Raw genomic sequence first — 11944 nt, 5'->3', positions numbered from 1 at the left:
TCACCGCGGGCCGGCCCGGCCGGCAGTCCGGTGGTGTCCCAGCCGGATGTCAGTTCCCAAGTGATTGTGCCGTCGGGCCCGGCCACGCGGTGCGTGTCGTCGATGTCGAGCACCCCGCCCGTCCCGAGACCCAGCACGCCGTCGTCCAGGGTGAACCGCGCGACGACCGGCATCGGGGTCCCTTCCACCGGCGGCACGGCGACGGCCGTTCCGCCGAGGGCCAGGACGCCGGCCGCCGCGAGGGCGATTCTGCTGTTCTGTACGAGCCTCATCGGACTCAACTCCCCTCCCGGCCAGACAACGGGCCAGTTCCTTCGCGTTGTGGCGCATCATCGCGACGTAGTCGTGGACCTTGTCGTCGAACGAGTCGCCGTAGATCGTGCAGATACCGACGCCCTCGTCCTCGGCGACCCGGCGCAGGACATCGGCCCGCGCCGCGAGATTCGGCTCAAGGAAGACGGCCGGGACGTTCTTCTCCCGGATGGCGTCGCGGAGCTTCTCGACCTCCGCGGCGCTCGGCTCCCGGCTCGGCACGGGAACCACGAAGCCGGCGACGCTCATTCCGTACGCCTTCGCGAGATAGCCGAAGGCGTCGTGTGTGGTGATGAGTCTGCGGTTCTCCCCGGGCACGGTGGCCAGCGTGGCGGCCACCTCGTCGTCCAGCCGTGCCAGCCGCCTCAGATACCGCCGGGCATTGCGCTCGTACTCCGCCCTGCCCCGCGGGTCCGCCTTGATCAGCTCGGCCTCGATCCGCCTGACGTACGCTTCGGCGTTGCCCACGTCCTCCCAGGCGTGCGGGTCCATCTCGCCGTGCACGTGCTTGCCGATGACCGCCTGCGGCAGCACCCAGATGTCCGCGCCCGGCCTGCCGAGGAACCGGAAAGCGCCCTCCCCGGGTGCGGACTCCTTCGCGCGATCGGGTACCGACACTGCGACCGAATCCGCTGGATGGTTCGTGCGCCTGCCGGTCGACGGGTCGTCGGAGCGTATGTACACGGACCTGGTCCGCGCGTTGAGTGCGATGTCCGCGTGACCGGCGTCCAGCACGGTCGTACCGGTCGGCGCCTTGACGCCACCGACGACGAAGGTGATGGTGCCGCTGCCGATCGGCGCGGTGTCGCCGTCCAGGGTTTCCGTCCGCCCCCGCACGGTGAGCCGGTAGGTGCCCGGCCTGCTGAACACCCAGTTGACATGGGTGTGTGCCTCGGGCGGCAGAGTGAAGGAGTCCTCGGCGTCGAAGCCGTCGGTGGAGTCGATGTAGCTCTGCGGATAGCCGAGCGTATCGGTCAGATAGACATGTAGATCGCCTGGCCCTTCCAATGTGGTTGCGGTGGTGCGGACTTGGGAGCCTTCACCCGCGACTTGACCCTCGACGGCCCAGCCCAGCCACAGCACATCGAGGCCCAGGTCCTCCTTCAGTCTGATGATCGTCCCGCCGTACTGCTCCAGGTTCTCGCTGAGGGGAACCTTCGGCGCTCCGCTGCGTGCGTTGGTGTGGATCATCTTCGTGATCCCGGGCTCCTCCAGGAGCAGCCCGTTGCTGAAGACGATGTCTGATTTCGCGACCCTCGCCGCGTCACCGGGGCTCGGCTCGTACGAATGCGGATCGCCGCGGTGCGGCACTACGGACGCCACGTCGACCCGGTCGCCACCGATGTTGCGCACCAGATCGGCGATGATCGCGGTGGTCGTCGAGACGGTCACTTCGGCCTTCCCGGATTCACCGTCCGCCCCCGGGCCGCACCCGGTTCCCCACAGCGCGACGACGACAAGGGCGGCGGCCGTACGTATGCCTCGCGCCCGGCTCATCGCGCGGCTCGCTGACGGCGCGTGAACAGGATGATAGCTCCGCCCGCCGTCACGGCGCCGACCGCGATCGAGGCTGGGAGCGCCACTCCGGCGCCCGTAGCGGCCAGACGGCCTGCCGTGCCGGTCGTCCCGTCAGGAGAGGAGAGTGCGCCGGAGCCTGCGCCCGGACCAACGGGGACGGCGGATGGAGGTGTGGGGCCCGGCCCCCCGGCCCTCGACGCCGGGGCACTCGCGGTCGCGTACGGGGGAACGCCGACGGTGTGCGTCGGCGAGGGCGACGCCGTGTGTGTCGCCGACGCGGTCGCCGTCGGACCGACCGGGGGAGTGCCGGTGGGAGAGGGGGACGGCGGGGAGGACGTGGGCGTCGGCGCGGGCCCCGTGCTGCCGTCACCCGGCACGACCGTCGACGGGTCCACGTCGCCCACGGCCACAGCCAGGGTCTCCCGGTCGGTCACCTTGGCCCCGGACCGCAGGGTGGCGCTCATCTCCATCGTGATCCGGTAGATGCCCGCAGCATTGAAGATCCACAATGGATGGGAGTGGGAGTACGCGGGCAACTCGACCGAGCCGGGGTCGGCGCGGGCGGTGTCGACGGTGACACCGATACGGATGCCCCGTTCCGGGTCGTCCTCGAAGCGGCCGAGGACCAGTCGGCCCGGCCCCTCGATCTTCGGGAAGGTGATCTTCACCGGTCCCGCGACGTCCGAGGGCCGGATCTCCATGGTGTTCCAGCCGGGCCACAGCAGCCCTTCCTTCACCTCGAAGTCCTTGTCGACCCAGAGGCGTTCGCCGGGTTCGCCGAAACCCTCGAACTGCGGCACTTCCTCGCGCGGGGGGATGACGAGTTCGTGCCGGGGATCGAAGTGCAGCAGGACATCGGAGGGTTCACGCCAGACGGGTTCGCCCGCGACCGTACCGTCCTTGATCCGGTATTCGAGCCCGCCGTCCGTGAGCCGGGCGGCCAAGTCCAGATGGCCGCCGTTCAGAACGGCTCGTTCTCCGGGAGGTGCCTCACGGGGTGGAGCTTCGGCGGCGAGCGCGACGGGTGCGGCGGCGAGCAAGGACAGTACGGCGGTGAGAGCGGCGGCTCTCGACGTGTTTCGCGACAGTGAGGCCCGCATGCGGGGCGTCTCCTTCGAGCGTGGGATCAGTTGACCCCGCCGTGCCGGGGAGCGGGTCGGCTGCCGGACGACCCACCCCCGGCACGGAGTCGGAGGGCCGTTGCCGGCCGCAGGGTCAGGAACCGGCCTTGAAGGTGTACGTCGCGGAGGCCGGGCCCACCTTGGTGCCGTTCGTGAGCGTGCCGCTGACGTGGAAGGTCGCGGTGTACGTGCCGGCCTTGGTGAAGACCCAGTTGGCGTGGTCGTGTTCGCCCGCCGTGATGTCCTTGGCATTGGTGAGAGCCGCGTCACCGCTGTCGTAGTAGCGGTTGCTCTTCGGGCACAGGCCGTCCTTGTAAACGGTGATCCTGCCCGGACCCGACACCGAGACCAGCTTGACCTGGACCTTGTTGTTCTGGAACACGCCGCTGGTGAGGTGCTCACCGGAAAGCCCCGGCCACAGCAGATTCGCGTTCTGGACCTGTGGCAGGCGGAAGACGGTGGAGCCCGCGGTGCCCAGGTGCGTGTAGCAGTTGCCGGCCGGAACGGTGTACGCCGACGCGGGAAGCGCCTGGAGGACCACGTCCGCGGGCCGGTACTCGACGTCCGGTGTCACCGACTCGTCGTGGACGTGCAGGTCCAGCGCGACACCGTCGTACTCGACGTCGAGGACGTCGACATGGCCCTGGGACAGTGTGGTCCCCGCCGCGTGGGCCGAAGCGAGTCCGCCGACGGCAAGGGCAGTGGCCATGGATCCGGCGACGGTGAGAGTGCGCGTGAAGGTACGCAAAGGAAGCCCCCCTTGAGCTTGGATGCCTTCTTCCGCAGCGATAATCATTTTCAATAAGGGGGCCCAAGGGGGTTGGGGCGACTGAAGGTGACCACGGAGGGGTGCTGGGGTGCTCCGTGGTGGATCCGTCGGCAACCGCTGCGGACGAAAAACCTTAGGCTTCCGCCTGATACCGGCCCAGACTCAGGAGCGCACCTCATGTTCGGCCCCGTTCAGAAGCATCCGTACCCCGACGCCCTTCGACCGGACGAAGCACCTGCGCCGCACGCACTGCTCGCACCGCTGATCGGGTTCCTCGGCACCTGGGTCGGCCGTGGCCGAGGCGGGTACCCGACGCTCGCCGAGGAATTCGTCTACGCGCAGGAGGTCACCTTCAGTCATGACGGCCGGCCCTTCCTCCGCTACGAGGCGCGATCCTGGCTGCTCGGCGCGGACGACACGCCGCTGCGGCCGTCGGCGCGGGAGAGCGGCTGGTGGCGGCTGCAGCCCGAGGCGCGCGTGGAAGCGCTGATCACCCAGCCCACCGGCGTCGCGGAAATCCTGGTCGGCCACGCGGGTGACGGCCTGGTCGACCTCAGCTCCCATCAGGTGGCGCTCGCTCCCACCGCGAAGGAGGTCGATGCCACCCGCCGCCGCTACACGCTGACGGACGAGGACACGCTCGACTTCGTCCACGACCTCGCTGCGGTCGGTCAGCCGCTGCAGCACCACCTGTCGGCGCGGCTTCGACGTGGGGGTGGCAGCTAGGGCCTTTCGTTCGCCTTGCGGTCCACGGCACCGGACCCCACTCGCCGATCCGGCCCGATCCGAACGAAGGATCCCAAGGCCACCGCGCCTGCGGACCCCGTACCGATGGCGACCGGCGTCAACACGGCGTTCCCCGGTTTCGCGTCCGACGTAAAAAGGTGGAAAAGCGGGTAAACCATTGTGGCGTGCAGGGCATCCTCCCAGGCGTGATGAGCCTGACGGGGACACCGTTCTTCCTGGCCACGATCGCGCTGGTCGTGGTCACCGTGTTGTTGCCCCTGCTGCTGTGGGGCCGAGTGCGCGGTCCCGCCGTGGTGCGCGGCACGGCCCGCCTTGTGATGGTCGTCTCCGCGCAGGCGGCGGCGGTGCTGAGCGTCTTCGTGATGGTCAACAACACCAACGGCCTCTACGACAGCTGGGCCGATCTGCTCGGCACCGGCCACCACATCGTCGCCGCGCCGAGCCTCGGGCGCGACGGGCTCGGGGAACACGGGCGCCTGGCGAACGAGCCGAAGGTCGTCCAGGACTTCAGCCTGACGCACGATGCCCGGATGGGCCGCGGCGTCCGCGTCACCCAGCTGAACGGCCGGGTGTCGAGGGTGCGCGGCGAGGTCTACGTATGGCTGCCGCCGCAGTACGGCCAACCGGCCTTCCGGCACCGCAAGTTTCCCGTGGTCGAACTCCTGGGCGGCTTCCCCGGATCGGCGAAGGCGTGGTTCGGCAGCCTGCGGGTGCAGTCGCAGCTGGAGTCCGGGATGCGGAGCGGGCGGATCGCCCCGTTCATCCTCGTGGAGCCGCGGACCAACCTGCTGGCGGGCCAGGACACCGGGTGCGCCAATGTGCCGGGTGTCGTGGACGCCGAGTCCTGGCTGAGCGTGGACGTCCGGCAGATGGTGACCGATACCTTCCGCGCGCAGAGCCGTGCGAGCGGCTGGGCGGTGGCCGGGTTCTCGGCCGGGGCGCACTGCGCCGTGAAGATGGCGCTCGCCCACCCCGACCGCTACCGGGCCGCCGTGGGTCTCTCCGGTTACAACGACCCGGCCGCCGAACGGGTCTCCCTCACGGCCCGGGACCCGAAGCTGCGGCGCGTCAACAACCCGCTGTGGATTCTGCGCCACGCCATCACCCCGCCGCCCGTCGCGCTGTATCTCTCGGGCGGGCTCAACGACGGCTACCGTGACGGCCTCGCACTGCGGCGGGCCGCGGTGTTCCCGACACGGGTGGCGGTGGCCGAGGTGAGCGGGCCGCACACCATCGGACTGTGGAAACGCCAGGTGCCGCAGGTCTTCCGCTGGCTGACAGCAGAACTGGCGCCCTACCCGGGCGGGGGCGCTCGCGCGAAGGGCATCTGATCGACGGGGCCGGGCCGGTCACGAGGCCCGGCCCGCGCGCCCGTCTGCCGTGAGTCCGCGTGTACCGGACGGCTAGGAGCCGTCGCGCGGCGGGGGAGCCGGGGCCGGGGCGGCCGGACGAGGCGCGGGCAGGCGTTGCTGGACGCGCACGGGCCCTTCCCCGGCAGGCAGCAGGACCAACTTCCTGCGGCGGAGGACGGCGACTGGGAACGGGCCGCGCAGGTCGACCCGGCGGCGTTCGGACCCGGCAGCACCTGGGAGCGGGACTTCCGTTGCTACGCCGTACGCCGACCGGCCGGCCGTGTCACGCTCGTGGACACCGGGGTGGGCCCGGCGGGCAGCCCCGCGTCGGGATGGGCGCCGGTGCCCGGACATCTGCCGGAGGTGTTGGAGTCGGCCGGGGCGAAGTCGACTCCGCCGTCCTGACACATCTGCACGAAGACCATTTCGGCTGGGCCGTGGGTCTCGGCGGGGTGGCGATGTTCCAGGGCGCACGCCACGTCGTGCAGCGCGCCGAGATGTCGTCGCTCCGTCCCCGTGACTCGGCCAGGACCTACGTGGTGGACCCGTTGCGCCGGGCCGGGCTGCTCCAGGAGATCGACGCGACGACCGGCAGGATCTCGATCGCGGGGCCCACCGGATGGTCCCGTTTCTGCTGCTTCAGAGGCTGCGGGCGGTGATGTCGCCGCGGGAGGTGGTGGCGCGGATGTCGAGTTCGGCGGTGCCGTCGTTCTTGAGCGCGTTGCTGATGCGGCCGTAGGCGGTGTCGGCGTCCAGGGCGGCCGAGACTCCGACGGCGGCGGCGACCGTGATGTCGCCGGACTGAGTGCGGAGCACGACCGGGCCGCGTACGGCCTCGATGATCCGGATGTCGCCCCTTGCGGTGCTGATCTCCGCGGGGCCGTTGAGCCGACCGACCTCGACATCGCCGTCGATCGCGGTGAGGCGGACGCTCGCGGCCTCGTCGATCTTGATCTGGCGGTACGCCCCTTCGAAGGCGACGTCGCCGAGGCGGCCGACGCCGCGGAGCTCGGAGCCGGCGGCCTTGGCCTCGATGCGGGAGTCGGTGGGGAGTTGGACGGTGACCTCCAGGGACCCGGAGGGGCCGAAGAGCTGGTTCTTGGGCTCGGGGGTGTGGATCCGCAGGACGCCGTCGGCGTAGTCGACGGTGGTCTGCTCGGCGGTCCGGACGTCGCGGTTCCTGGCGGGATCGGAGGGCAGGACCTCGACGGTGGTGTCGGCGCGGTCGGCGGCGATGAGCTGGATACGTCCGGCAGGGATGTCCAGGACGGCGGAGATCGGGGCGGTGGTGTCGAACTTCTGCATCGTGCTCTCCCGTGCTCTTAGTGTTTCTGACATCAGAAACGCTACGTTGCTTTCTGAAAGACGACAATGCGTCTGTTGCGTAGAATGGGTATCTTGGCAGGTAGAAGCTATGAAAGTGTTGCAACGATCTAGCTTTTAATGCAACGATTCCCATGCGCGCATTGCAATGGGTGAGAAATGAAGGCTACGGCCAGGGGATCAGGGGCAAACGTGAAGGGCCCCGGGGAGATCACGATGCCGCGAGGCGCGCTCACCCAGCAGGCACGCCGGTAGATCGCGCTGGGGTGTGCACGCCCTCCGGGATGGAGCCGGCCATGCTGGCCGGGATCTCGGTCGACTACGTGACCCGACTGGAACAGGGCCGGGCGACCAACCCGTCGGAGCAGGTCATCGAGGCCCTGGGGCGGGCTCTGCGCCTGTCCCCGCCCGAACGCGAGTACTTGTTCCCTGTCGCCGGGCTCGTGCCGCCGGGGCAGGGCACGGTTCCGGCGTACATCATGCCGAGCGTGCACCGGATGCTGGACAGGCTCACCGGAACGCCCGTCGCGGTCTCCGACACGTCATGGACGCTGCTGCTGGCCAACCCGTTGTACACGGCGCTGATGGGCGAGCGGCACGGTCGGGAGCGCAACGGTGCGTGGCGCGCCTCCCTCGGCCCCGGCGGCCGTGTCCGCTACACATCGCAGTCCCGGCTCGCGATGGAGAGCGCGGTGGTGGCCGATCTGCGCGCGGCAGCGAGCCGGTACCCGGAGGACCGACGGTTGCGGCACCTGATCGCCGAATTGCGGGCGAACAGCGAGCGGTTCGCCGATCTGTGGGACTCCGGAGCCGTGGGGCGTCACGAGGCGTCCCGCAAGACTGTGGATCACCCACAGGTGGGCGTCGTGACGCTGGACTGCGACCTGCTCAGCGTCGCGGGCAGCGACCTTCGCATCATGATCTACACGGCCGAGCCCGGCAGCCAGGACGCCGAACGACTTGAGCTCCTCTCTGTCCTGGGCACCCAGACACTCGCCGGGTAGTGCTTCGAAAGCGCCATCACACCGAGGCCGTCGCCCGCGCCGGTGTCCTGCGCGGCGGCCCGTCTGCCACCTGCTTCCAGCAGTGTCGTCGGGCACGCCAAATACCGTGCTCAGTTTGTCATTCATCGAGTTGGACGCGGTGTCGTGCCGACAAGGGGCAGCGGCCGATTCCGGTCGCTCATGCCCGTGGCGCCTGGCCGGAGACTGCCCTGCGTCGCCGAGGTCCCCGAGAAGCGTATGGAACGCGCCCTGGGCCGCGCCTGCGAGAACGTGGGCCTCACCGGCTCGCACAACGACATCGCGTGCACTCCGCCGGAGCAACGCGAGCAGAACAGCGACGTCGGAGGTATCACGCACCGGTCCGAGCCGCCGTTGCGAGCAGCTCCCGGGGTAGGCGGTCGGCATGTGCGGGGTCGGCGGTGTCTGATCCAGATGCGCGCGAGCGAGACCGGCGTGACGATCAGGGTACGGGCAGTGGTCCGGTCGCGCCCCGGCCCTGAACGGGGCCGGTCCCCTTCCTCGGGCGCTCCGGTCCGCTTCCCTTCCCACACTGCCAGGGGGGCCTGGAGGTGGACATGCCGCGGCCCTTGTGGACCGGTGCCATCAGCTTCGGCCTGGTCACGATTCCGATCAAGGTCGTATCCGCGACCGAGGACCGCTCGGTCCGCTTCCACCAGGTCCATCTGAAGGACATGGGCCGGGTCCGTACCCGCAAGGTCTGTGAACTCGACGGCGAAGTCGTCCCGCAGGAGGAGATCGGCAGGGGCTACGAGCTCACCCGGGACGAGACCGTCCCGGTCACCGATGAAGAGCTGGATGAGATGCCGCTGCCCACGGCGAAGGCGATCGAGATCGTGGCGTTCGTCGACGCGGACAGCATCGACCCGATCCGGATCAGCGACAGCTACTACCTCGCGATCGACGGACAGGTCGCCGCCAAGCCCTACACCCTGCTCCGCAAGGCCCTGGAGCGCTCCGACAAGGTCGCCGTCGCGAAGTTCGCCTGGCACAACCGCGAGCGCCTCGGACTTCTGCGGGTACGGGAGGGGGCGATCGTGCTGCACAGCATGCGGTGGCCGGACGAGATCCGCAGTCCCGAATCCCTCGCCCCCAAGGTCACCGGCCTGGGCGAGGACGAGATCGAACGGGCGGTCCAGCTCACCGACACCATGGCCCTCGACGACATCTCCGGATTCCGGGACCAGTACCGCGACGCCCTGGAGGAACTGATCGAGGCGAAGGTGGAGGGCAAGGAACCACCACGGCCGGCCGAGGGAGAGGAACCGAAGGGCGGGAAGGTCGTGGACCTGATGGCTGCCCTGAACGCCTCGGTCGAAGCCGCCAGGGAATCACGCGGCGAGGAAGCGACGGTGCACGAGATGCGACCCCGCAGGAAGACGCCTGCGAAGAAGACCGCACCGGCCACGAAGACCGCCGCGCAGAAGACCGCGACGACGAGGAAGACCGCGACGACGAAGAAGACCACGACGACGAGGAAGACCGCGGCCCGGAAGGCGGCTGCGACGAAGCGCAGCGCCTCCTGACCCGAATCGCCCCATGCTGTTGCCCCGGATCGATCCCATGCTCGCCACGCCTGGCAGCCTGCCGGTCAAGGACGACCGGTGGGCGTTCGAGGTGAAGCACGACGGCCAGCGGACCGTGATCTACCTTCCGGGCGATGGCACCGTCACCTTGCGAGCCCGGTCCGGGGCAGACATCACCGGCGCATACCCAGAGCTCAGGGACCTGGGATCCGTCCTCGGCGGTCCCGCGGTCCTGGACGGAGAGATCGTCGCGCTCGATTCCGAGGGGCGGAGCGATTTCGAGCGGCTCCAGTCCCGGATGGGGCTCGCCGGATCCCCGGCGAAAGCGGCCCGCATGGCCCGGTCCGTGCCCGCCCACCTGGTCCTGTTCGATGTCCTTCACTTGGAGAAGTCCAGTCTGATCCGGCTGCCGTACACCGAGCGCCGCACCGTACTGGAGGGTCTGGGCCTGGACGGGGACCGGTGGTCCACTCCTGCGGCGGTCGTCGGGCATGGCGCGCAGGCCCTGGAGACGACCCGGGTCGCGGGCCTGGAGGGTCTGGTCGCGAAGCTTCTCACCTCCCGCTACGAGCCCGGTGTTCGCTCCCACGCGTGGATCAAGATCCGGCACGTCCGCACCATCGACGTGATCGTCGGCGGATGGCTGCCCGGCCGCGGCAGGCTCGCCGGCCTGCCCGGCGCCCTGCTCCTGGGAGAGCGACACCAGCACGGACTGCGATACATCGGCAGCGTCGGCACGGGATGGAGCGACAGGCAACGCACCACACTGGCAGCACTTCTCCAGACCGCCGCCGTCGACCACTGCCCCTTCGACACCCCGCCTGCAGTAGCCGGAGCACGATGGGTGCTGCCACGCCTCGTCGGTGAGGTCCGCTACACGACCCGCACCAAGGCAGGCCTGCTCCGCCACCCCACCTGGCACCGGCTGCGACCCGACCTCGCCCCCGACGACACCGCATGAAGACGACATGACCTGCCGGACCAGGCGTGCCTGCGGACTGCCGATCCGGCACAGATCGATCTCCGGCCCGGCCACGGCCATGCCCGCCTCCTCCCGGCTCGGTTGCGCCATGTTCCCGGGCCGCTTCGGCCGCCCGGATCGTCAGCCGGAGGCCTTCGGGCCGGTCACTCGTGGCCTCCCGAAAGCGGAACTTGTGGAGCACCTACAGCGGAGTCCCGCCACGATCACGAAGCACATCGGGCGGCTGCCGGCCAAGCTCCACGCTCGCGATCGTGCGCAACTGTTGATCGTCGCCTATGAGACACGCTTGCTGGGCGACCGCCGGACCGGAATGTGATGCAGCTGCCTTCCGTCCGGCTCGGCAGAAGGAGGCGGCGCACGGCTTTGTCATGATCCGCCCCACCCATGTGCCGCAGGTCGGAGCTGGCCGAAACTTAAGTCAATCAATTGACTTAAGAATGCGGGCGTGTCTGACTGAGGGCGCATCCCGCGATCACGGATCAAGGAGGCGGCCCTCTGTGACCGACACCCCGACGACGAGGACAGCGCGGCCGCACCCCGTTCCGCACGCGACACAGACGGCGCGGACCCGCCGGGTGATCATGACGGCAGCCGAACGGCTCTTCGCCGAGCAGGGTCTGGTCGCCGTGTCGAACCGGCAGATCAGCGACGCGGCCGGACTCGGCAACAACACCGCGGTCAGCTACCACTTCGGCAGCAAGTCCGGCCTGGTCCGGGCCATCATGCGCGACCACGCCGAAGCCACCGAGCGCATCCGCGAGCGACACCTGACACGATGCGCCACCAGCACCGACATCCGGGACTGGGTCGGCTGCCTCGTCCGCCCGTCCTGCGAGCACCTGGCCGAACTCGGCGTCCCGTCGTGGCACGGCCGCTTCGCCGTCCAGGCCATGGCCGACCCCGTGCTGCGCGCGATCGCCATCGACGAGGCACTCGAACGACCCTCCCTGTGGCGGACGTTGGAGGGTCTCGCCGCCCGCATCACCGCAGTACCCCTCCAAGTCCGTGCCGAGCGCGCCGACATGGCGCGTCACCTCATCCTCCAGACCTGCGCCGAGCGGGAGCGCGCACTCGCCGACGGCACTGCCACTCGCCACACGTCCTGGACCCATACCGCCGACACTCTTGCCGATGCCGTCGTCGGCCTGTTTCTCGCACCGGTCACCGTTCGCCGCTAAGCCTCAATCCGCCGAGGTGGTTCGAGAGTGATCTCCTGATCGATTTCTGCGTCCGCTTTGGGCTGGTGGCTGGGTGTGGGCAGGTGGTATCTGC

Annotated in this window: 12 protein-coding genes; 8 read left to right on the top strand and 4 right to left on the bottom strand. The window is 69.5% G+C overall.

Annotated elements, in window-relative coordinates; translation table 11 throughout:
• From ACF1B9_RS14810 to ACF1B9_RS14800, 3 genes are all read right to left on the bottom strand, one after another.
• The gene (locus tag ACF1B9_RS14810) at nt 1-1809 is read right to left on the bottom strand and encodes an anchored repeat ABC transporter, substrate-binding protein (RefSeq protein ID WP_391745115.1); all 1809 of its coding nucleotides are present in this window, start codon (nt 1807-1809) and stop codon (nt 1-3) included.
• Complete coding sequence (locus ACF1B9_RS14805) at nt 1806-2930, bottom strand: choice-of-anchor M domain-containing protein (RefSeq protein WP_391745113.1); 1125 nt, start codon at nt 2928-2930, stop codon at nt 1806-1808. Before ACF1B9_RS14805 ends, ACF1B9_RS14810 begins: the two co-directional genes overlap by 4 nt.
• Before the next feature lie 115 nt (nt 2931-3045).
• On the bottom strand, nt 3046-3699 hold the full coding sequence (locus ACF1B9_RS14800) for a choice-of-anchor M domain-containing protein (RefSeq protein WP_391745112.1): 654 nt from the start codon (nt 3697-3699) through the stop codon (nt 3046-3048).
• 198 nt (nt 3700-3897) lie between these two features.
• Here ACF1B9_RS14800 and ACF1B9_RS14795 point away from each other — a divergent pair, with 198 nt between their 5' ends.
• From ACF1B9_RS14795 to ACF1B9_RS14780, 4 genes are all read left to right on the top strand, one after another.
• The gene (locus ACF1B9_RS14795; RefSeq protein WP_391745111.1) at nt 3898-4446 is read left to right on the top strand and encodes an FABP family protein; all 549 of its coding nucleotides are present in this window, start codon (nt 3898-3900) and stop codon (nt 4444-4446) included.
• 209 nt (nt 4447-4655) lie between these two features.
• Nucleotides 4656-5798 (top strand): alpha/beta hydrolase, encoded by a 1143-nt coding sequence (locus ACF1B9_RS14790; RefSeq protein WP_391745231.1) that lies wholly within the window; start codon nt 4656-4658, stop codon nt 5796-5798.
• A gap of 135 nt (nt 5799-5933) precedes the next feature.
• Nucleotides 5934-6224 (top strand): hypothetical protein, encoded by a 291-nt coding sequence (locus ACF1B9_RS14785; RefSeq protein WP_391745110.1) that lies wholly within the window; start codon nt 5934-5936, stop codon nt 6222-6224.
• On the top strand, nt 6152-6478 hold the full coding sequence (locus ACF1B9_RS14780) for an MBL fold metallo-hydrolase (protein WP_391745109.1): 327 nt from the start codon (nt 6152-6154) through the stop codon (nt 6476-6478). The genes ACF1B9_RS14785 and ACF1B9_RS14780 overlap by 73 nt, the downstream gene beginning before the upstream one ends.
• Here ACF1B9_RS14780 and ACF1B9_RS14775 read toward each other — a convergent pair.
• The gene (locus tag ACF1B9_RS14775) at nt 6459-7124 is read right to left on the bottom strand and encodes a DUF4097 family beta strand repeat-containing protein (protein ID WP_391745108.1); all 666 of its coding nucleotides are present in this window, start codon (nt 7122-7124) and stop codon (nt 6459-6461) included. The genes ACF1B9_RS14780 and ACF1B9_RS14775 overlap by 20 nt on opposite strands.
• Before the next feature lie 170 nt (nt 7125-7294).
• Between ACF1B9_RS14775 and ACF1B9_RS14770 the strand changes: the two genes are divergently transcribed.
• From ACF1B9_RS14770 to ACF1B9_RS14755, 4 genes are all read left to right on the top strand, one after another.
• Complete coding sequence (locus ACF1B9_RS14770; RefSeq protein ID WP_391745107.1) at nt 7295-8146, top strand: helix-turn-helix transcriptional regulator; 852 nt, start codon at nt 7295-7297, stop codon at nt 8144-8146.
• A gap of 575 nt (nt 8147-8721) precedes the next feature.
• The gene (locus ACF1B9_RS14765; protein WP_391745105.1) at nt 8722-9690 is read left to right on the top strand and encodes a Ku protein; all 969 of its coding nucleotides are present in this window, start codon (nt 8722-8724) and stop codon (nt 9688-9690) included.
• A 13-nt stretch (nt 9691-9703) separates the two neighbouring features.
• Nucleotides 9704-10651: an ATP-dependent DNA ligase gene (locus ACF1B9_RS14760; protein ID WP_391745103.1), complete on the top strand. Its 948-nt coding sequence runs from the start codon at nt 9704-9706 to the stop codon at nt 10649-10651.
• Between the two features lie 602 nt (nt 10652-11253).
• Complete coding sequence (locus ACF1B9_RS14755) at nt 11254-11850, top strand: TetR/AcrR family transcriptional regulator (RefSeq protein WP_391745229.1); 597 nt, start codon at nt 11254-11256, stop codon at nt 11848-11850.
• The last annotated feature ends 94 nt before the right edge of the window (nt 11851-11944 follow it).

Source organism: Streptomyces sp. NPDC014727 (assembly GCF_043083485.1).
In the GTDB taxonomy this organism is placed as follows: domain Bacteria; phylum Actinomycetota; class Actinomycetes; order Streptomycetales; family Streptomycetaceae; genus Streptomyces.
Note: the sequence above shows the minus strand (reverse complement) of the source record. Positions and strands in the feature narration are given on the sequence as shown.